Annotated in this window: 16 protein-coding genes; 5 read left to right on the top strand and 11 right to left on the bottom strand. The window is 73.8% G+C overall.

Going from position 1 to position 19669, the window contains the following annotated elements:
- Positions 1 to 40: 40 nt before the first annotated feature.
- The 3 genes from V6U77_RS17270 to rsgA all read right to left on the bottom strand — a co-directional run bounded on the left by V6U77_RS17270 (position 41) and on the right by rsgA (position 5034).
- Positions 41 to 523, bottom strand: a complete 483-nt coding sequence (locus V6U77_RS17270; protein WP_334607359.1) for a Rieske (2Fe-2S) protein — start codon at positions 521 to 523, stop codon at positions 41 to 43.
- 238 nt (positions 524 to 761) lie between these two features.
- Positions 762 to 3701 (bottom strand): excinuclease ABC subunit UvrA, encoded by a 2940-nt coding sequence (gene uvrA / locus V6U77_RS17265; protein WP_334607358.1) that lies wholly within the window; start codon positions 3699 to 3701, stop codon positions 762 to 764.
- A gap of 280 nt (positions 3702 to 3981) precedes the next feature.
- Positions 3982 to 5034: a ribosome small subunit-dependent GTPase A gene (gene rsgA, locus V6U77_RS17260; protein ID WP_334607357.1), complete on the bottom strand. Its 1053-nt coding sequence runs from the start codon at positions 5032 to 5034 to the stop codon at positions 3982 to 3984.
- A 172-nt stretch (positions 5035 to 5206) separates the two neighbouring features.
- Between rsgA and V6U77_RS17255 the strand changes: the two genes are divergently transcribed.
- Both V6U77_RS17255 and V6U77_RS17250 read left to right on the top strand, forming a co-directional pair.
- Positions 5207 to 5923 (top strand): maleylpyruvate isomerase family mycothiol-dependent enzyme, encoded by a 717-nt coding sequence (locus tag V6U77_RS17255; RefSeq protein ID WP_334607356.1) that lies wholly within the window; start codon positions 5207 to 5209, stop codon positions 5921 to 5923.
- Between the two features lie 8 nt (positions 5924 to 5931).
- Positions 5932 to 6585: an MBL fold metallo-hydrolase gene (locus V6U77_RS17250; protein ID WP_334607355.1), complete on the top strand. Its 654-nt coding sequence runs from the start codon at positions 5932 to 5934 to the stop codon at positions 6583 to 6585.
- A gap of 161 nt (positions 6586 to 6746) precedes the next feature.
- Here the strand turns inward: V6U77_RS17250 and V6U77_RS17245 are convergent, their stop codons facing one another.
- Positions 6747 to 7358: a DedA family protein gene (locus tag V6U77_RS17245; RefSeq protein ID WP_334607354.1), complete on the bottom strand. Its 612-nt coding sequence runs from the start codon at positions 7356 to 7358 to the stop codon at positions 6747 to 6749.
- Positions 7359 to 7455: 97 nt separating this feature from the next.
- On the bottom strand, positions 7456 to 8139 hold the full coding sequence (locus V6U77_RS17240) for a class I SAM-dependent methyltransferase (protein ID WP_442934451.1): 684 nt from the start codon (positions 8137 to 8139) through the stop codon (positions 7456 to 7458).
- Positions 8140 to 8302: 163 nt separating this feature from the next.
- Between V6U77_RS17240 and V6U77_RS17235 the strand changes: the two genes are divergently transcribed.
- Entirely contained in the window at positions 8303 to 8506 is a 204-nt protein-coding gene (locus V6U77_RS17235) for a cold-shock protein (protein WP_088961229.1), read from the top strand.
- Positions 8507 to 8557: 51 nt separating this feature from the next.
- On the opposite strand, the gene V6U77_RS17230 is transcribed toward V6U77_RS17235, so the two are convergent.
- The 5 genes from V6U77_RS17230 to V6U77_RS17210 all read right to left on the bottom strand — a co-directional run bounded on the left by V6U77_RS17230 (position 8558) and on the right by V6U77_RS17210 (position 13805).
- The gene (locus V6U77_RS17230) at positions 8558 to 9784 is read right to left on the bottom strand and encodes an MFS transporter (RefSeq protein WP_334607352.1); all 1227 of its coding nucleotides are present in this window, start codon (positions 9782 to 9784) and stop codon (positions 8558 to 8560) included.
- Positions 9785 to 9930: 146 nt separating this feature from the next.
- On the bottom strand, positions 9931 to 10503 hold the full coding sequence (locus tag V6U77_RS17225; RefSeq protein WP_334607351.1) for an ArsR/SmtB family transcription factor: 573 nt from the start codon (positions 10501 to 10503) through the stop codon (positions 9931 to 9933).
- A 73-nt stretch (positions 10504 to 10576) separates the two neighbouring features.
- Positions 10577 to 11443 (bottom strand): hypothetical protein, encoded by an 867-nt coding sequence (locus tag V6U77_RS17220; RefSeq protein ID WP_334607350.1) that lies wholly within the window; start codon positions 11441 to 11443, stop codon positions 10577 to 10579.
- A 147-nt stretch (positions 11444 to 11590) separates the two neighbouring features.
- Positions 11591 to 13285, bottom strand: a complete 1695-nt coding sequence (locus V6U77_RS17215) for a CocE/NonD family hydrolase (RefSeq protein ID WP_334607349.1) — start codon at positions 13283 to 13285, stop codon at positions 11591 to 11593.
- Positions 13286 to 13289: 4 nt separating this feature from the next.
- Positions 13290 to 13805 carry a MarR family winged helix-turn-helix transcriptional regulator gene (locus V6U77_RS17210; protein ID WP_334607348.1) on the bottom strand — a complete coding sequence of 172 codons (516 nt, stop codon included), beginning with the start codon at positions 13803 to 13805 and terminating at the stop codon, positions 13290 to 13292.
- A 169-nt stretch (positions 13806 to 13974) separates the two neighbouring features.
- Here V6U77_RS17210 and V6U77_RS17205 point away from each other — a divergent pair, with 169 nt between their 5' ends.
- Positions 13975 to 16110, top strand: coding sequence for an MMPL family transporter (locus V6U77_RS17205; RefSeq protein WP_334607347.1), 2136 nt, complete (start codon positions 13975 to 13977; stop codon positions 16108 to 16110).
- Positions 16111 to 16198: 88 nt separating this feature from the next.
- On the opposite strand, the gene V6U77_RS17200 is transcribed toward V6U77_RS17205, so the two are convergent.
- Positions 16199 to 17596, bottom strand: coding sequence for a DedA family protein (locus tag V6U77_RS17200; RefSeq protein ID WP_334607346.1), 1398 nt, complete (start codon positions 17594 to 17596; stop codon positions 16199 to 16201).
- 135 nt (positions 17597 to 17731) lie between these two features.
- Between V6U77_RS17200 and typA the strand changes: the two genes are divergently transcribed.
- Positions 17732 to 19600, top strand: a complete 1869-nt coding sequence (gene typA / locus V6U77_RS17195; RefSeq protein ID WP_334607345.1) for a translational GTPase TypA — start codon at positions 17732 to 17734, stop codon at positions 19598 to 19600.
- Positions 19601 to 19669: the final 69 nt, after the last annotated feature.

Raw genomic sequence — 19669 nt, 5'->3', positions numbered from 1 at the left:
CCGGCCGCCCGCGTGCGCTTCGCCGGGCCCGTCCGAGCGGTCAGGCCAGCGAGATCTGGTCGCCGGTGACCTTCACGTTCTTCGGCGGGAGCGGCTTGGTGGCCGGGCCGCCCTTCACCGAGCCGTCCTCGATCGAGAACTTGCTGAAGTGGCAGGTGCAGTTGATGGTGCCGCCGTCGACGTTCGTCACCGGGCAGCCCTGGTGGGTGCAGATCGAGTCGAACCCCTTGAACTCGCCGGCGCGGGGCTGGGTGATCACCACGCCCTGGGCGGGATAGACGGTGCCGCCGCCGACGGGGATGTCGGCCGTACGGGCCAGCGACTGCGCGCCCTCACGGTCGCCGCCGCCGGCGTCGCCGGTGCTGGGGACCGCCGGGCCGCCGCTGGTCGGGGCCGCCCCGTCGCCGGAGTCGTCGCTGCCGCAGGCGGCCAGGACCACCGCCGCGCCGACGGCGCCCGCGCCCGTGAGGAGGGCGCGCCGCGTCCGCGTCGCCGGCCCGGTCAGGTCCTGATCGTCACTCATGCCTCGCCCTTCTCTCGGCTGCCGCCGCCTGGTCGTGGTCCACGGCCACACTCGGTTACACGGATCACTCTGCCCGACGGTTCACCCGACCGGCCAGCGCGGGGCCCGCCCGGACGGGTGCCGCGGCCGCGACGGGTTCCACGGCCCCGCCCGGACGGGTGCGTCGGCGATCCACCCCCACCCGGCGCCGGACGGCGCGGGCGGGCGGCCGACCGGCGCGGCCGAGGAGAGCACGTGGTCAGCGGGCCCCGGCCGGCACCTTCCGGGCGCGGGACTTCGTGCCGTTGGCCTTGGCCGCCCGGGAGGTGGCCGCCGCCGCGCCCCTCGCCTCGCCGTCGAGCCGGAGCGCCTGGCGCAGGAACTGCCCGGTGTGGCTCCCGGGCACCTCGGCGACCTCCTCGGGGGTGCCGGTGGCGAGCACCGTGCCGCCCCGGTGACCGCCCTCGGGGCCCATGTCGATCAGCCAGTCGGCCGTCTTGATCACGTCGAGGTTGTGCTCGATGGTGATCACCGTGTTGCCCTTGTCGACCAGCCCCTCGAGCACCATGAGCAGCTTGCGGATGTCCTCGAAGTGCAGGCCGGTGGTCGGCTCGTCGAGGACGTAGACCGTCCGCCCGGTCGAGCGCTTCTGCAACTCGGAGGCGAGCTTGACGCGCTGCGCCTCGCCGCCGGAGAGCGTGGGCGCGGGCTGGCCGAGCCGTACGTAGCCCAGGCCCACGTCGACCAGCGTCTTGAGGTGCCGGTGGATGGCCGGGATGGCGGAGAAGAACTCGGCCGCCTCCTCGATCGGCATCTCCAGCACGTCGGAGACGGTCTTGCCCTTGTAGTGCACCTCCAGGGTCTCCCGGTTGTAGCGGGCGCCCTTGCAGACCTCGCACGGGACGTACACGTCGGGCAGGAAGTTCATCTCGATCTTGATCGTGCCGTCACCGGAGCACGCCTCGCAGCGACCGCCCTTGACGTTGAACGAGAACCGGCCGGGGCCGTACCCCCGGACCTTGGCCTCGGTGGTCTCGGCGAAGAGCTTGCGGACGTGGTCCCAGACCCCGGTGTAGGTGGCCGGGTTGGACCGTGGCGTGCGGCCGATCGGCGACTGGTCGACGCCGACCACCTTGTCGACGTGCTCCAGCCCGGAGACCCGGGTGTGCCGGCCGGGGACCAGCCGGGCCCCGTTGATCTGGTTGGCCAGCACCGCGTAGAGGATGTCGTTGACCAGCGTCGACTTGCCGGAGCCGCTGACCCCGGTGACGGCGATGAGCTGGCCCAGCGGGAACGAGACGGTCAGGTTGCGCAGGTTGTGCTCGCGCGCGCCGTGCACCACCAGCTCCCGCTCCGGGGTCTGCGGGCGGCGCCCCTGCGGCGTCGGGATCGACCGGCGGCCCGACAGGTAGGCCCCGGTCACCGACTCCGGGTTCTCCAGCAGCGCCGGCACGGAGCCGCTGTGCACGATCCTGCCGCCGTGCTCGCCCGCGCCCGGGCCGATGTCGACGATCCAGTCGGCGGTGCGGATCGTGTCCTCGTCGTGCTCGACCACGATCAGCGTGTTGCCCAGGCCGCGCAGCCGGACCAGGGTCTCGATCAACCGGTGGTTGTCGCGCTGGTGCAGCCCGATCGACGGCTCGTCGAGGACGTAGAGCACCCCGACCAGGCCGGAGCCGATCTGCGTGGCCAGTCGGATGCGCTGCGCCTCGCCGCCGGAGAGGGTGCCGGCCGGGCGGTCCAGGGAGAGGTAGTCCAGACCGACGTCGAGCAGGAACTTCAGCCGGGCGTTGATCTCCTTCAGCACCCGCTCGGCGATCATCTTCTGCCGGTCGGTCAGCTCGATGCCGGCGAGCAGGTCGGCGGCCTCCCCGACGGAGAGGTTGCAGACCTCGGCGATGCTCCTGCCGGCCAGGGTGACCGCGAGCACCTCGGGCTTGAGCCGGGCGCCCCCGCAGGCCGCGCAGGGCACGTCGCGCATGTAGCCCTCGTACTTGTCCCGCGACCACTCCGACTCGGTGTCGGAGTGCCGGCGCTCGATCCACTGCACCACGCCCTCGAACCCGGTGTAGTAGGAGCGCTCGCGGCCGAACTTGTTGCGGTAGCGCACATGCACCTGGTCGTCGGAGCCGTGCAGGATCGTCTTCTGCGCCCGCGACGGCAGGGCCCGCCAGGGCGTGTCGACGTCGAAGTGCTCGGCCGCGCCGAGGGCCTCCAGCAGGCGCAGGAAGTATTCCAGGTTGTGCCCGGTCGACCACGGCTGGACGGCGCCGTCGCGCAGGGTGCGCTCCGGGTCGGGGACGACCAGCTCGGGGTCGACCTCCTTCTTGGTGCCGAGGCCGGTGCACTCGGGACACGCGCCGTAGGGCGCGTTGAAGGAGAAGACCCGGGGCTCCAGGTCCTCGATCGCGAGCGGGTGGTCGTTGGGGCAGGCCAGGTGCTCGGAGTAGCGCCGCTCACGCTCCGGGTCGTCCTCGGGCAGGTCGACGAAGTCGAGCAGGACCAGGCCGTTGGACAGGCCCAGGGCGGCCTCGACCGAGTCGGTCAGCCGCTGCTTGGCGCTCGGCTTGACCGTGAGCCGGTCGATCACCACCTCGATGGTGTGCTTCTCCTGCTTCTTCAGCTTCGGCGGCTCGGTCAGCGGGTGCACCACGCCGTCGACCCGGGCCCGCGCGTAGCCCTTGGCCTGGAGCTCGGCGAAGAGGTCGACGTATTCGCCCTTGCGGCCGCGCACCACGGGCGAGAGCACCATGAACTTGGTGCCCTCGGCCATCGCGAGGACCCGGTCGACGATCTGCTGCGGGGTCTGCCGGGAGATCCGCTCGCCGCAGACCGGGCAGTGCGGCTCGCCGATGCGGGCGAAGAGCAGCCGCAGGTAGTCGTAGACCTCGGTGATGGTGCCCACCGTCGAGCGCGGGTTGCGCGAGGTGGACTTCTGGTCGATGGAGACCGCCGGGCTCAGGCCCTCGATGAAGTCGACGTCCGGCTTGTCCATCTGGCCGAGGAACTGCCGCGCGTACGACGACAGCGACTCGACGTAGCGGCGCTGCCCCTCGGCGAAGATCGTGTCGAAGGCCAGGCTCGACTTGCCCGACCCCGAGAGCCCCGTGAAGACGATCAGGGCGTCCCGGGGCAGGTCGAGACTGACGTCACGCAGGTTGTGCTCGCGCGCGCCACGGATGATCAGTCGGTCGGCCACTGTCCGTGTACTCCCGGGTGAAGAAGATGAGGAGGAGATGTCCGCTCCGAGGATGGTCTGAGCGGTTGTGTGCGTGGGTTGTGGGCGCGCACAAAAGGCGCCTCGGCAACTCTAGCCCCGAGGTACGACAACTTCCCTCGTCAGCACGTTCGCCCAGCTCAGGACGGTACGCCGCACGCGGGAGACCGGCCGATCCGGCCGGACAGGAGCGCGCGGGGTCCCCCGGCGACGGCTGCGGGCGGGACCGCTCGTCGACCGGTCCCGCCCGCGCGGACGCCCGTCAGGGGCGGGTGGCCCGCCGCCGGCCCGAGCGCCAGCCACCGCGCCGCTGCGCGGCCACCCGGACCTCCCGCCGCCGGCTCTCGAAGGCCAGCTCCCGCTGGAGCTTGCGCCAGCTCTCCCAGCGCCGCACCGGCAGCTCACCGCTCTCCAGCGCCTCGCGCACCGCACACGCGGGTTCCCCGTCGTGCCCGCAGTCGGCGTACCGGCAGCCGAGGGCCAGCTCGGCGATGTCCGCGAACGCCCGGTCCAGCCCCGCCGAGCCGTCCAGCAGGCCGACCGCGCGTACCCCCGGGGTGTCCAGCACGGCGCCGCCGCCCGGCACCGGCAGCAGCGCCCGCCAGGTGGTGGTGTGCCGGCCCTTGCCGTCGACGCGCCGGATCGCCTGGGTGGGCATCACCGCCGCCCCGGCCAGCGCGTTGACCAGGCTCGACTTGCCGGCCCCGGACGGACCGAGCAGGCCGAGCGTGCGGCCGGGCGCCACCTCGGCGCGCAGCGGGTCGAGCCCGGTGCCGTGCTCGGCGCTGACCGCCAGCACCGGCACCCCCGGGGCGACCCCGGCGAGCTGGCGCGCGACCGCCGCCGGGTCCGCCGCCAGGTCGGCCTTGGTGAGCACGACCAGCGGCCGGGCGCCCGACTCGTGCGCCAGGGAGAGCAGCCGTTCGATCCTGCCGACGTCCGGCTCGGGGTGCACCGGCTCCACCACGGCGGCGGCGTCGAGGTTGGCGGCCAGCACCTGGCCGCTGGCGTCCTTGCCGGCGGTCCGCCGCACGAGCGCGGTGCGCCTGGGCAGCACCGCCTCCACGGTCACGTTCCGGTCGGGCCAGGTGCCCAGCAGCACCCAGTCCCCCGCGCAGGGCAGCCGGGTCAGGTCGCGGGCGGCGGCGGCCAGGACGGCGCCACCCAGGGTGGCGCGGACCGGGCCGTCCGCGCGGAGCACGGTGCAGACACCGCGGTCCACCCGGGCCACCCGGCCCGGTCGGTGCCCGCCGCGTCGCGGTACGAGTGCCGCCCGCTCGGCGTCCCAGCCGAGGGCGGTCAGGTCGATGGTCATGGCATCCTCATCGGTGTCGAAGCGGTCGACGCACGCGTACTGCCACCGGCATGGTCACCACCTCCCCCGCCCTTGCGGTGCCGCGTCTCGACGCCGACGGTAGGTCGCGGCGCGACGCGCCGAAAGCGATTTCCCCGGCGACGCGGGGCCGCCCGGCGGATAGGGTCGGTGGGTGACCACGGACCCGCTTCTGCTGACGGGCGAGGTGGACGCGGCCACGGACCGCCTGCTGCGGACCGCGGCCGCCTTCGACGACACCGACCTCGCCACCACCTCGCTCCTGCCGGGTTGGAGCCGGGGGCACGTGCTGGCCCACCTGGCCCGTAACGCCGACGGTTTCGTCAACCTGCTCGCCGCGGCGCGCACCGGCGAGCCGATCCCGATGTACGCCTCGGCGGCGGCCCGCGACGCCGACATCGAGGCCGGTGCGCCCCGCCCGCCCGAGGCCCACCTCGACGACCTGCGCCGCTCGGCCGACCGGTTCGCCGAGGCGGTCGCCGCGATGCCGGTCGAGGCGTGGGCGGCCACCGTCCAGACGCGCCGCGGCCCCTGGCCGGCGGCCATGCTGGTCTGGGGCCGGCTGCGCGAGATCGAGGTGCACCACCTGGACCTCGACGCCGGCTACCGGCCGGCCGACTGGCCCGAGGCGTTCGGCCACCGGCTGCTGCACGAGGTGGCCGGTGACCTGGCCGGCCGGGCGGACGTACCGCCGATGGTGCTGCGCTTCGACGGCAGCCGGCACGAACTCGTCGTCGGCGACCGGGCCACCGCGCCCACGGTCACCGGCACGGCCCCCGAACTCGCCGCCTGGCTGATCGGCCGCAGCCCCGGCACCGTACTGACCGTCACCCCCGACGGCCCCCTGCCGCAACCACCGGAATGGATATAGACGACCTCATGACCTACACCGGAGACGTCACGCCCGGCGGCACGCCGGACGTACGCGAGCTCGACCGGCTCACCATCACCAAGATGTCGGTGGGCCCGATGGACAACAACGCCTACCTGCTGCGCTGCCGCGCGACCGGCGAGCAGGTGCTCATCGACGCCGCCAACGAGGCGCCCCGGCTGCTCGACCTGGTGGGCGACGCGGGGCTGGCCACGGTGGTGACCACCCACCAGCACATGGACCACTGGGTGGCGCTGGAGGAGGTGGTCGCCAAGACGGGCGCCCGCGCGCTGGTGCACGCCGACGACGCGGCCGGGCTGCCGATCGAGGCCGACACCCTCGCCGAGGGCGACAGCGTCCCGGTGGGCGAGTGCGCGCTGGAGGTGATCCACATCACGGGTCACACCCCCGGCTCGATCGCGCTGCTCTACCGCGACCCGGCGGGCACGCCGCACCTGTTCACCGGCGACAGCCTGTTCCCCGGCGGGGTCGGCAACACCGACAAGGACCCGGAGCGCTTCGCCGCGCTCATCGACGACGTCGAGCACAAGTTGTTCGACCGGCTGCCCGACGAGACCTGGTTCTACCCGGGTCACGGCAAGGACGGCACGCTCGGCGCGGAACGCCCCGCCCTGCCACAGTGGCGCGCCCGGGGCTGGTGAACCTCAGCGGGGCCGGACGCGATCCGCGTCCGGCCCCGCTCCCCCCGTAGGCCCCCCGTCGGCCCCAGCTTCCCGTCGGCCTCACCGCCGCCGGTCCCCCTGTTCCCCCGACGGGCCCCCGTTCCCCCCGCTCCCCGCCCGGTCCCCGTGGAGACGGGCGGTCAGGCCCCGGTGAGGGCGCGCAGCCGCTGCCGCGTGCCCATCAGCACCACACCCGCCAGCAGCAGGCCGACCACCATGGTGACCAGCATCGGGCTGGACTCCCCCGGCAACAGCCCGGCCAGCGACCGCGAGGCGGCGCCCAACACCAGGTAGAGGCCCGCCCACGCCGCCGCGCCGAGCGTGGCGCACCCGAGGAAGCGCGGGTACGACATCCGCAGGCCGCCCGCCGCCAGCGGCAGCAGCGCGTTGAACACCGGCAGGAAGGGCGCGACCAGCACCATCCGGCCGCCCCCACGCTGGAGGATCCCCTCCGCCGCCGCCCAGCGCGTCTCGCCGATCCAGCCGCCGAGGCGGCCGCCCCGCAGGCGCTCGCCGTACCGGCGCCCCGCCAGGAAGCTCAGCGACCAGCCGGCGAGGCAGCCGGCCACCACGACGGCGAAGGTGACGGCCCCGGTGACCGGTCCGCCGGCCCCCGTCGCGGCCAGGATCGCCACGTCGCCGGGGACCAGCACCCCGAGCAGCGGTACGGCGTCGAAGAGCATCACCACCCCGAGCACCCCCATGAGCAGGGTGGTGGGCAGCTCTCCGATCTGGGCCAGCCAATCCGTCATGCCCCGTACGCTATGGCGGCCCGGCCGCCCGGGGCATCGGGTCCGATCCCCCACCGCCCCCTGGTATCGGGCTCGGGGTCGCCCCTGAGACGCGACGTCAGCGGGGGCGCAGCACCTGCACCCGGCGCACGGGCGAGTCGACGGAGGGCTCGGTGGTGGGCACGGGATAGCTCGCCACCGCCGCCAGCACGCCCGGGGGCAGGTGCCCCCGCCCGGGATCGCCGACCAGCACCTCGGCTCCGGTGGCGGCGGCCCGGCGCAGGAAGGGCAGCACCCGCGCCGCCATCGTCGGGTCGTAGAGCACGTCCCCGGCCACCAGCAGGTCCGTGTCGGCGGGCTCGGAGTCCAGCAGGTCGCCACCGGTGGCGACGACCGTCACGTGGTTGGCCCGGGCGTTGACGGTGACCGCCGCGACCGCATACGGGTCGATGTCGTTGGCGACCACCCGTTCGGCGCCGGCGAGCGCGGCGGCGATCGCCACCAGGCCGGATCCGGCGGCGAGGTCGAGCACCCGGCGGCCGGCCGCGAGGTCGGGATGGTCCAGCAGGTGCCGCGCGAGGGCCTGGCCACCGGCCCAGACCGAGGCCCAGTACGGCGGGGGCAGCGCGTGTCCGGCCTGCGCCTCCATCCGGGCCCACCAGACGATGGCGTCCTCGGCCAGGTGCAGCCGGACCTCGGGGACGAACGGGATCCGCACCAGCCCGAGCCGGTCCAGCCCGCCGCCGGGGGCGACGATCTCCCGCTCCAGCTCGGTCAGCGCGTCGGCTGTGGCACCCTTCATCGGGGCAAGCATGCCGCAGCCGACCGCGCGCCGCCCGGCTTTCGCGTCGCCGCGCCGAGAGTTCGGCCAGCGGATCCGGGTTGAGCCAGTTACTCTCGGGGTAGCACCGGGCGATCATCGGTCGAAGACCGAGGTTCACCCGCTTTGGAACAGGGAGAGATGCATGGCAACCGGCACGGTTAAGTGGTTCAACTCGGAAAAGGGCTTCGGCTTCATCGAGCAGGATGGCGGAGGGCCGGACGTGTTCGTCCACTACTCGGCCATCGCGTCGAGCGGTTACCGGGAGCTGAACGAGGGCCAGAAGGTCGAGTTCGAGGTGACCCAGGGTCAGAAGGGTCCGCAGGCGGACAACGTCCGTCCGCTGTAGATCCCGTGCCGGTGGCGGCGGCCAACTGACGGCCGCCGCCGCAGCGCGTTTTCAGGGCCGCTTCGGCGCGACGGGCAGGTCCCGTCGCCGCCGTAGCGGCCCGATCAGCAGGAGCGCCGGGGTGAGCGCGAGCCAGCCCGTCATCACCGCGATCGCGGTGCCGGCCCCGTGGGCCGCGCCGACCGCCCCGGCCAGCACCGCGGCCAGCGGGATCGTGCCGTAGTTGAGCATCTGCATGCTCACCGTGACGCGGCCCAGCAGGTGGTGCGGCGTGTAGGTCTGCCGGAAGCTGCCCTTGAGCACGTTGCCCACCGCCACCCCGAGGCTGACCAGCATCCCGCCGATCGCCGGCAGAGCGAGTCGGCCGCCGGGCCCGGCGAGCGGGATCAGCAACGCCGGCGGCCCGGTGAACACCGCCGCCAGGAGCGTCGCCCGGGCGGTGCCGAGGCGACGGCCGAGCAGGGTCGCCGACAACGCGCCGACGATGCCGCCGAGACTCATCGCCGCGACCAGCAGGCCGACCGGGGCCGGTGCGAGTCGCGCCTCCCGGACCAGGAAGACCACCAGGACCGCCTGGTAGCCGACCAGTCCGACGTTGCTGGCGGCCCCGAAGGCGGTGAGCACCCGCAGGTACGGGTCCCGGGCGACGAACCGGATCCCCTCGCCGATCTCCCGCCGCAGCGACCGCGAGGGCCCGCCGCGCTCGGGACGCCGCTCGACGGTGCGGATGCGCAGCAGGCAGGCGGCGGAGAACAGGAAACTCAGCGCGTCGAGCACCACCGCGGTGACGGCGCCGGCGGCCTGTGCGACCACGCCGGCGAGTCCGGGGCCGAGCACGTAGCTCGCGGTCTGGGTGGCCTGGAGCTTGGCGTTGCCCTCCGGCACCTGCTCGGGGCGCAGCAGCACGGGCAGGTAGACCTGGTCGGCCGTCTCGAAGAAGACCCGGGCCAGACCGGCGCCCAACGCCACCACCAGCAGCTGCGTCACGGTCAGCACGCCGAGCACGGCGGCGACGGGGACGCTGAGGAACAGCAGCGCCGAGACCAGGTCACAGGCGATCATCACCGGCCGGCGGGGCAACCGGTCCACCCAGACGCCGGCCGGCAGGCCGACGAGCAGCCACGGCAGCCAGGCGGCGGCGGTGAGCACCGCGACGCCGAAGGTGCTGGCGTCGAGCACGGTCACCGCGACCAGGGGCAGCGCCACGGCGGTGACGTTGCTGCCGACGGCGCTGGTCGTCTGCCCGGCCCAGAGCAGCCGGAAGTCCCGGTGCCGCAACAGCCCTCCCCGGGGCGCCGCCGCTGCCGCCGGCCGTCCGGAGGGCCGTACCGCCGGGTCGGTCGCGGGGTCGGCGCCCGGGCCGCCCGCGCCTGCCGGCGGGGCGGCGGCGGTACGGGGCGGCGGGCTGGTGCCGGCGGGCGGCGTCACGGCGTGGCCGGGATCCCGTAGGCGAACAGGAAGACCGGCTCGCGTTTCCGCCCGTCGTCGGGCACGTCCCGGTCGCCCCACCGGGCGAGCACCTCGTTCAGCTCGCCGGCCAGCTGGGCGAGTTCGGCGTCGGTCAGGTGCAGCCAGCGGTCCGTGGAGAACGGTCCCTGCGACCAGGCGGCCCGGCTGGTCTCGTCGGTGGCGTGCCACGCGCGGGCGAGGGCGACGTGCCGGTCCAGGTTGAGCGAGGTGGCGGCGTCGGCGACGGCCCGGGCGGCGGGGTCGTCGAAGTCCGACTGGGACCAGCGGACACCCCGGGTGACCAGGCGCCACCAGCGTTCCCGCCGGTCGCGGGCCAGCTCGGGCGCCTCCTCGACCAGCTCGGCGCCGGCCAGCACCTTGAGGTGGTGGCTGACGTTCGCCGGCGCCTGTCCGGTCCGCTCGGCGAGCACGCCGACGGTGGACGGGCCGTGCACCTTGAGCACGTCCATCAACCGGCGGCGCAGCGGATGGGACAGCGCGGCGAGCACCCGCGAGTCGGTCACGTGGCGTACGTCGGGGTTCGTCATGCCGCCAGCCTGACATCGGCAACGGCCGTTGCGCAACACTTATTGCGCAACTACCGTTGCCGATTCGTGCGGGTCAGGCCGCGAGGCGGCGGGCCAGTTCGTCGGCGACCTGCCGGGCCATGGTGGTGGGGATCGCCGCGGCGATCCTCTCGGGGGTGAGCGTGGCGAGGACCCCCGTGACGATGGCCTGCTCGTCCGTGAAGTCCTTGCTGGACAGCGTGTTGAGCTGGGCGGTCAACGCGTCCAGGCGCTGCATCGCGTAGTCCAGCTTGGCCACCAGGCTGTTGCTGGCCGCCGCGGGGCCGCTCGCGTCGGGGTCGACGCTGCGCCCCATGCTCGACCCGCCGAAGAACATGCCGGTATAGATGCTGTTGATCTTACTTTCGGCCTCGGCGCTCATGTCGTCCTCCAGGATTCCGATGGTGGTCAGGTAGCGGCGGAACAGCGGGGTCTGGTCGCGGTTCGCCTTGATCGAGTCGCGGAAGAAGCTGAAGTGGGTGTGCCACAGGTGGGAGTTGTCCCCGCTGGTTCGCCTGCCCAGGCGGTCCCACCGTCGGACGACCTTGCCGTCGGGGGAATAGATGATCTCCCGGATGTCGCGGCTGTCCGCGCTGCCGGCGGCGCACTGTCCGACGCACCAGGCGGAGAAGCTGCGGAGGTCGTGCGTCCGCCCCCCGGCGCTGACGCTGAACCAGCCGACGTCGAGCGCGGCCGCGTCGAGGGTCAGGCCGGCGGAGTCCCGGGGCGACTCGACCACGGAGTAGTCCCTGGTCAGCACCCGGTCGGAGCCGCAGTGGTAACCGCCCCGGTGGGCGGGGTCGCCGACGATGCCGACCTCGGCGGGTTCGAGGTCCTGGTCGCGGGATCTGTCGGGGTCGACGTCGAGGTGGTCGAGCAGCAGGCGGCGCACGGTCAACAGGTTTTCCGGTGCCCGCGTCATGGGATTCCCCCTTGCGGATGGTCGAGGCCGGGCACGACGGTTACACCTCGTAAGCGATGCAAGAGCCTCACGCGCGGGCCCGACCGAGTGGTGCACAGCGTCGGGCGTTGGCCCAACCATAGCCCCATCGATTGATGAATGCCCAGCTCAGACAGGGTTCTTTCGGCTGGGAGAAAGCTGTGACGGCGGCGGCGTGATCGGCAGGAGCACAGCGGACGGCCACTGTGGGTCGTGCAGAACCTCACGCCATCCGGCACGCAGGGTGATCGCCGCGCCGAGGGATTCGCCAGTGCCGGGGTTGCGCGCGTAGCGGGGGTGGGCGCCGCCGGAAACCTGCACCCGCAGGCGGTGCCCCGGCGCGAACCGGTGCGCCGTGGGCCACAGCTCCACGGGTACGCGCACCACGCCGGCCGCGTCGGCGGGGAACCGGTCGGGCGTGACCCGGACCAGGCCGTCGCAGACGTTCCAGGACCGGCCGCGCCGGTCCACGTCGCACAGTCGCACGAACACGTCCAGGTAGGACAGCTCACTGCGTAGGTGGATCTCGGCGCGTACGGGGCCGATCACCTCGACGGGCTCGTCGAGCGGGGCGCTGGTGAAGGTGAGCACGTCGGGTCGGGCCTCGACCGGGCCGTTGTCGACCGGCCCGGCCCGCTGGGCGACGAGCAGCGGACCGCCGAGGGAGGGCGTCGGGTCGGCCGGGTCGTAGTGGAAGCGGTCCGGCGCCGACGGGACCGGCGCGGCGGTGCCCAGCCCGCCCGCCGGGTGCAGGTGCCACCGGATGGGCACCGCCGGAGGCGGCCAGTCGGGCAGGTCCCGCCAGCCGCCACCGGCACCGCCGACGTGCACCCGCACGGGGGCCGTCGCGGCGGCAGCGGACGACGCCGGCGGGAGCCGCCCGGCGAGGTGGGTGTCCAGGTGGTCCAGCCCGTCGCGCAGCGCGGCGAGGAAGAGCCCGACGCTGCCGTGGGTCCACGGCCCCACCGTCAGGCGGGGACGTCCACCGGCCGCCCGCAGCGCCGCGAAGTCGCGCAGCTGGGCCGGCAGGAAGATGTCGTGCCAGCCGCTCACCATCGCCACCGGCGCGTGGACCTCGGCGATCCGGTCGCCGAAGACGCGCGTACGCCAGTAGTCGGCCTCCGGGGTGTGGTGACGCAGCCACTCCTGGAAGAACGGCACGGTGACGCCGGTGGCCACCCGGTCCGCCTCGGCCAGCGGCAGGTGGGCCAGCGCCGCGACCAGCCGGGGTTGGCCGCGCTTGAGCTCCCACTGCCGGGCCAGCCACGGCACGGTCTGCGCCTGGAGCAGCTCCGCCCAGGTGAGCACGGTGTCCAGGGCGAAGGACTCCCCGGCGTACGTCGAGTCGCGGGTGCCCGATGCGGTCACCACCGCGACCATGGCGCGCAGCTCCTCGCCGGCGTCGGCGGCGAGGGCCCACTGCACGAAGCCCTGGTAGCTGGCGCCGAACATGCCGAACGCGCCGGACCACCAGGGCTGGCGGCGCAGCCAGTCGAGGGTGTCGAGGCCGTCCTCGCGCTCGTGCACCAGAGGGGCGAAGGTGCCGCCGGAGCCGAACGTGCCGCGGCAGGACTGGATCACCACGTGGAAGCCGCGTTCGGCGACGAGCCGGCCGAGCAGCCGCATGGGCCCGCCCCGCCCGTACGGGGTGCGGATCAGCACGGTGGGCGCGGCGGGCATGTCCGGGGCGTAGTGGTCGGTGCGCAGCGGGACGCCGTCGCGCACCCGCACCGCGATGCCCCGGGTGCGGGTGACCCGACGGGTGCGCGCGGGCGGCAACCGCAGCGCGGCGGTGGCAAGGCGGGTTGCCAGCCGGTCGAGCACGGCCTCAGCCGTTCGGGCGCCGGGCCGGCTCGTCGCGGGCGGCACGCACCGCGTCCCGGTGTTCCACCATCGAGGCGGTCATGGCGGCCATGAACCGGTGCACCACCTCCAGCTCCTCGTCGGTGAAGCCGGCCATCACGTCGTCGGTGCGCCGCCCCAACGGGCGGAAGAAGTCCATGGCCAGCGCCGCGCCCCGCTCGGCGTAGTGCAGGAAGACCTTGCGCCGGTCGGCGGTGTCCCGGTCGCGGCGGATGTGCCCGGCGCGCTCCAGCCGGTCGATCAGCGCGGTGACCGAGCCGGACGAGAGGTTGAGCTGCTCACCGAGGCGGCCGGGGGTGATCGGCTGGCCCGTCAGCTCGGCGTCCATCACCGCGATCAGCGCCTGCAGGTCGGTGGCGTTGAGCCCGTGCAGGCCGGCGAAGGCGTGACCGATGTGCTGTGCGTCGACCGAGTAGCGCCGCAGGTCGGCCCCGATCTCGGCGACCAGCCGTTCGCGGCGCGTGTCGCGCCGCCGGTACATGCCGTGACCTGCCACGTCGGTCGCCGCCTCCTGCCGTCCCGTTCCGGTTGCAGCATAACTCAGCAGTCGATAATCTCGTTTATCAAGATACTCGAAGATCGGCTCTTCCCGCGGTCCGCGAGTTCTTGACCGTCGAAGGAAATCCGTCGAGAGACCGTGAGGGCATCGGATGTCAGTGTTCACCCGAGTGGCGCGCGGACGGCTCGCCGCGTGGCTCACCGTGGTCGCCGCGATCGTCTTCGGGGCGGCCGTCTTCATGCTGCCCAAGCCCGACAATCCGGCGCCCGTCTCGTCCACCGGCCTGTCGGTGCAGTGGCAGTCGACCCAGGTGGAGCGCCTGCAGGACCAACTGCCCTCGCGCGACGTCCAGCCGGCGATCGTCGTCGTCAGCCGCGCCGACCGGGCGGCCCTCACCGAGGCCGACCGCACGACCCTCACCGGTCGGACCGGTGACCTCGGCCGGTTCGCCGTCGGCGGGCGCGTCAGCCCGCCGCAGGTCTCCCCCGACGGCACCGTCGCACTCGTCGCCGTGCCGCTGTCGACCGCCGGCGGGCAGGAGGAGGTCGCCGGCCGCATCGACGAGCTCCGCGCGTCCCTGGACGACGTGCCGGCCGGACTCGACGTGGAGGTCACCGGCGGGCCCGCGTTCGCCACCGACCTGACGAAGGTCTTCGACGGCGCCGACACCACGCTGCTCGCCGTCACCGCCGGCGTCGTGGCGCTGCTGCTGCTCATCACCTACCGCAGCCCGTTCCTGTGGATCGTGCCGCTCGTCGTCGTCGCGGCGACGGAGCAGCTCACCCTGCGCGCCCTCGACACGGTCGTCCCGGCCTTCGGCATCAACCTGCCCGGCGGCGCCGTCACCGGAATCGCCAGCGTTCTCGTCTTCGGCGCCGCCACCAACTACGCGCTGCTGCTCATCGCCCGCTACCGCGAGGAACTGCGCCGTGAGGAGGACCGCTTCGTGGCGATGCGCGCCGCGCTGCGCCGCGTCGCCGAGCCCATCCTCGCCAGCGGCTCCACCGTCGTGCTCGGCGTGCTAACCCTGCTGCTGTCGGAGCAGGAGCTCAACCGCGCCCTCGCCGTGGCCTGCGCGACGGGCGTCGTCCTCGCCATGCTCTCGGCGCTGTTGGTCCTGCCGGCCGCACTACTGATCTTCGGTCGCGGCCTGTTCTGGCCGTTCGTGCCCCGCGTCGGCGGGGAGGTCCGCGAGGGCCGGCTGTGGGGTCGCCTCGGCGCCGCCGTCGAGCGCCGCCCGGTACCCGTCGCGCTGCTCGCGACGCTGCTGCTCGTCGGGCTCGCCCTCGGCGGGCTCGGCATCCGCACCGGCCTGTCGGAGACCGAGCAGTTCCGCGTCAAGCCGGAGGCGGTCGCCGGCGCGGAGACCCTCGCCCGGTCCTTCCCCGCCGGCACGACCCAGCCGGTCGCCGTGCTCACCACCCCCTCGGCGGTGCGGGCCGTCACGGACACCGCCGCCGGGGTCCCCGGTGTCGCCTCCGCGCGTCCCGGCGAGGCGGGCGCCCAGGTCGCCCAGGTCGACGTCGTGCTGGAGGCCGAGCCGGGCACCGAAGCCGCGAGCCGGGCCGTCGAGGCGCTGCGCGACGCGGTCGCCGCCGTCCCCGGCTCCGCCCCGCCCACGGTCGAGGGCGCGCCCGCGTCCGACGGCGCGCTGGTGGGTGGCGCCGTCGCCGCCACGTACGACGAGAACGAGGCCAACGGCAGGGACCTGCGGCTGATCCTGCCGATCATCCTGCTGCTCGTCGGCGCGGTGCTGGTGCTGCTCCTGCGCGGTCTGGTCGCCCCGGTGCTCCTCGTGCTCACCGTGATCGCGTCGTTCTTCGCCAGCATCGGCGCGTCGTGGCTGCTCTTCGACCACGTGCTCGACATGCCGGCGCTCGACAGCGGCGTCCTGCTGCTCGCCTTCGTGTTCCTGGTGGCGCTCGGCGTGGACTACAACATCTTCCTCGTCACCCGGGCCCGCGAGGACGCCCGGCGCACCGGCACCCGCGCCGGCATGCTCTCGGCCCTGCGGGTCACCGGTGGCGTCATCACCAGCGCCGGCATCCTGCTCGCGGCGGTCTTCGCCGTCCTCGGCGTCCTGCCGCTGATCCTGCTGACCCAGATCGGGATCATCGTCTGCATCGGCGTCCTGCTGGACACCCTGCTCGTCCGGACGATCCTGGTGCCGGCGCTGGCGTTCACCCTCGGCGACCGCTTCTGGTGGCCGGGACGCATCGCGCGCCGGCCCGCCGGCGACGAGGACGACGCGTCGCCCGGACGCGAGCCGACGGCCGCCGGGGACTGACCGGGCCGCCCGCGCGACGGGGGCCGTGGCGTGCCGCCACGGCCCCCGTCTCCGTCCGCGCCGGCATCGCGCCCGCCGACCTGGCAGCTCACGCGTCGGCGCGCACCGCCGCGGCTTCGGGCTCCGCCGCGTCGCCGCGCACCGCCTTGTCCCGGGTGGCCCAGGCGACCACGAACAACGCCGTCCAGGCCACCCCGAGCAGGACCGCCGTGGCGCTGCCGCTGGCGGTGCTCCACCCCAGGTAGAGGCGGGCGCCGACGATGCCGACCACCCCGGCCGCCGCCGCGGTCCAGGCGGCCACCGCCACCGGCCAGCGCGCCCCGCGCGACAGCAGCCAGGCCAGGGTGCAGAGGCTGGCGGCCACCACGGCGTTCTGAGCCGGCAGCAGGGCCGCCTCCCGGCCGGCCGAGTCGCCCGCCGTCGGCCCGGCCAGGTCGACCACCACGGCCAGCACCACCAGCGGCACGAACGCCCCGACCGAGCCGACCACGCTGAGCAGGTCCGCGCGCCAGGGCCGGTTGCGCCAGGCCAGCACCGCCGCGACGACGGCCACCAGGACGATCAGCGACGAGCCGCGCAGCGCCGAGACCACCGCCAGCGTGACGTCGACCGCCCCCGGCGTACGCCGGTCGGCGAACCAGTCGGCGATCGCGCCGTCGAGCACCGCCAGACCGCTGTGGCGGACCACCGCGGCGAGCACCCAGGCGATGGCGAGCCCGGCCAGGAAGAGCAGCAGCAGGCCGGCGACCAGGTTGATCAGCAGCGTCCAGGCCGGCCCGACGCGCATGGCGAGCAGGAAGAACAGCACCCCGTAGCGGCCACTGAGCCAGCGCACCGGTCGCAGCCCTGCGGCCCGCGACGCCAGCGCCCGGGCCGGATCCGGGTTGCGGCCCAGCCACCGTCCCGCCAGCACGACCGCGACCAGCGCGGCCACCAGCACCAGCACCGCGCCGGTGGCCCGCCCGAGCAGCCGGGAGACCGTCTCGTACGACTCGCCGGCCAGGTTGCCCACGAGCACCGAACCGCCCACCCAGGTCACCACCCCGGCCAGGTTCCACGGCGCGAACCGCCGGTACGGCATCCCGGCCGCCCCCGCGAGCCGGGGCACCAGGGTGCGGGCGAAGGCGACCCAGCGGGCCGTGAGGACCCCGCGCCCGCCCAGCCTGCCGAGCATCGCGTCCGCCCGGCTCCACCGCTCGTGCCCCACCCGCGCGCCCAGCCGGCCGGCGCGCAGCCGGGGCCCGTGCCGCCGGCCCGCCCGGTACGCCAGTGTGTCGCCGATCACTGCTGCAAGGATCATCACCAGCAGCGCCGGTACGAGCCGCAGCGTCCCCGCGTACGCTAGGAAGCCGACCAGCAACAGGGTCGCCTCGCCCGGCACCAGCAGACCGAAGATCACGGCGGTCTCCCCCGCGACGACCATCGCGGCGATCACATAGATCAGCAGGGGCGGCAGGCCCTGCAGCGAGGTCAGCAGGTCGTGCATCGGGCCCCCATTCCCACGGGGGTCAGCATGCCAGGCGCTGAAACGGTCGGAACATCAGTTTCGGCAGAGATCCGGGTCATTCGCGGGGAGACCCCGACGCGTGCCCCGGCAACCGCAGACAGGAGTATGGAGGGTATGCAGCTTCGCACCGACCTCCGCAACGTCGCCATCATCGCCCACGTCGACCACGGCAAGACGACCCTGGTCGACGCCATGTTGCGGCAGGCCGGCGCCTACGGCGCCCGCGGCGAGGTAACCGAACGGGTCATGGACTCGATGGACCTCGAACGGGAAAAGGGCATCACCATCCTGGCCAAGAACACCGGCGTGCGGTACCTGCCGGCCGACGGCTCCGACCCGGTGACCATCAACATCATCGACACCCCCGGCCACGCCGACTTCGGCGGCGAGGTGGAGCGCGGCCTCACCATGGTCGACGGTGTGGTGCTGCTGGTGGACGCCAGCGAGGGCCCGCTGCCGCAGACCCGGTTCGTGCTCCGCAAGGCGCTCAAGGCACGCATGCCGATCATCCTGGTGATCAACAAGGTGGACCGCCCCGACGCCCGGATCAAGGAGGTCGTGGACGACACCTACGAGCTCTTCCTCGACCTGGACGCCGACGAGGAGCAGATCGACTTCCCGATCGTCTACGCCTGCGCCCGCGACGGCATCGCCTCGCTGACCCAGCCCGCCGACGGCGCGGTCCCCGACGACAGCACCAGCCTCGAGCCGCTGTTCCGCACCCTGCTGGACACCATCCCGCCGCCCGCGTACGAGGAGGGGGCGCCGCTGCAGGCGCACGTCACCAACCTCGACGCCTCCCCGTTCCTCGGCCGGCTGGCGCTGTGCCGGGTGCGGCAGGGCACCATCAACAAGGGGCAGACGGTCGCCTGGTGCCGCACCGACGGCAGCACCCAGCGGGTGCGCATCTCCGAGCTGCTGATGACCGAGGGCCTGGAGCGCAAGCCGGCCGACTCGGCGGGCCCGGGCGACATCATCGCGGTCGCCGGCATCCCCGAGATCATGATCGGCGAGACCCTGGCCGACGCGGAGGACCCGCGCCCGCTTCCGCTGATCACCGTCGACGAGCCGGCCATCTCGATGACCATCGGCACCAACACCTCGCCGCTGGTCGGCCGGGTCAAGGGCGCCAAGGTCACCGCCCGGATGGTCAAGGACCGGCTCGACAAGGAACTGGTCGGCAACGTGTCGCTGCGGGTGCTGCCCACCGAGCGCCCCGACGCGTGGGAGGTGCAGGGCCGCGGCGAGCTGGCACTGGCCATCCTGGTCGAGCAGATGCGCCGCGAGTCCTTCGAGCTGACCGTCGGCAAGCCGCAGGTCGTCACCAAGGAGATCGACGGCAAGACCTGCGAGCCGGTCGAGCGGCTCACCATCGACGCCCCGGAGGAGTACCTGGGCGCGATCACCCAGCTGCTGGCGACCCGCAAGGGCCGGATGGAGCAGCTGGTCAACCACGGCACCGGCTGGATCCGGATGGAGTGGCTGGTCCCGGCCCGGGGCCTGATCGGCTTCCGCACCGAGTTCCTCACCGACACCCGGGGCACCGGCATCCTGCACCACGTCTTCGAGTCGTACGAGCCGTGGTTCGGCGAGCTGCGCACCCGCAACAACGGTTCCCTGGTCGCCGACCGCGCCGGCGCCGTGACGTCGTTCGCGATGATCAACCTTCAGGAGCGCGGCCAGCTCTTCGTCGAGCCGACCACCGAGGTGTACGAGGGCATGATCGTCGGGGAGAACTCCCGCTCCGACGACATGGACGTCAACATCACCAAGGAGAAGAAGCTCACCAACATGCGCGCGTCGACCTCCGACGAGACCGAGAAGCTGATCCCGCCGCGCAAGCTGACGCTGGAGCAGGCCCTCGAGTTCTGCCGCGAGGACGAGTGCGTCGAGGTCACCCCGGCCGCCATCCGGATCCGCAAGGTGGTGCTCGACCAGACCATCCGGGGTCGGGCCGCCGCCCGCCGCAAGCACGCCGGCTGACGCACGACGGCAGCCCTTCCGGAGCCCGGACCGCCCCGCGCGGTCCGGGCTCCGCCCGTGCCGGCCCGA

Origin of the sequence: Micromonospora sp. CPCC 205546 (genome assembly GCF_036902715.1) — a bacterium.
In the GTDB taxonomy this organism is placed as follows: Bacteria; Actinomycetota; Actinomycetes; order Mycobacteriales; family Micromonosporaceae; genus Micromonospora.
This window is presented reverse-complemented; position numbering and strand designations above follow the sequence as displayed.

What these genes read in the sequence shown, in the direction of transcription:
- V6U77_RS17270 (WP_334607359.1), bottom strand. Translation starts at nt 523, where the DNA reads ATGAGTGACGATCAGGACCTGACCGGGCCGGCGACGCGGACGCGGCGC.
- rsgA (WP_334607357.1), bottom strand. Translation starts at nt 5,034, where the DNA reads ATGACCATCGACCTGACCGCCCTCGGCTGGGACGCCGAGCGGGCGGCA.
- V6U77_RS17250 (WP_334607355.1), top strand. Translation starts at nt 5,932, where the DNA reads ATGACCTACACCGGAGACGTCACGCCCGGCGGCACGCCGGACGTACGC.
- V6U77_RS17245 (WP_334607354.1), bottom strand. Translation starts at nt 7,358, where the DNA reads ATGACGGATTGGCTGGCCCAGATCGGAGAGCTGCCCACCACCCTGCTC.
- V6U77_RS17240 (WP_442934451.1), bottom strand. Translation starts at nt 8,139, where the DNA reads ATGAAGGGTGCCACAGCCGACGCGCTGACCGAGCTGGAGCGGGAGATC.
- V6U77_RS17235 (WP_088961229.1), top strand. Translation starts at nt 8,303, where the DNA reads ATGGCAACCGGCACGGTTAAGTGGTTCAACTCGGAAAAGGGCTTCGGC.
- V6U77_RS17225 (WP_334607351.1), bottom strand. Translation starts at nt 10,503, where the DNA reads ATGACGAACCCCGACGTACGCCACGTGACCGACTCGCGGGTGCTCGCC.
- V6U77_RS17220 (WP_334607350.1), bottom strand. Translation starts at nt 11,443, where the DNA reads ATGACGCGGGCACCGGAAAACCTGTTGACCGTGCGCCGCCTGCTGCTC.
- V6U77_RS17210 (WP_334607348.1), bottom strand. Translation starts at nt 13,805, where the DNA reads ATGTACCGGCGGCGCGACACGCGCCGCGAACGGCTGGTCGCCGAGATC.
- V6U77_RS17205 (WP_334607347.1), top strand. Translation starts at nt 13,975, where the DNA reads ATGTCAGTGTTCACCCGAGTGGCGCGCGGACGGCTCGCCGCGTGGCTC.
- V6U77_RS17200 (WP_334607346.1), bottom strand. Translation starts at nt 17,596, where the DNA reads ATGCACGACCTGCTGACCTCGCTGCAGGGCCTGCCGCCCCTGCTGATC.
- typA (WP_334607345.1), top strand. Translation starts at nt 17,732, where the DNA reads ATGCAGCTTCGCACCGACCTCCGCAACGTCGCCATCATCGCCCACGTC.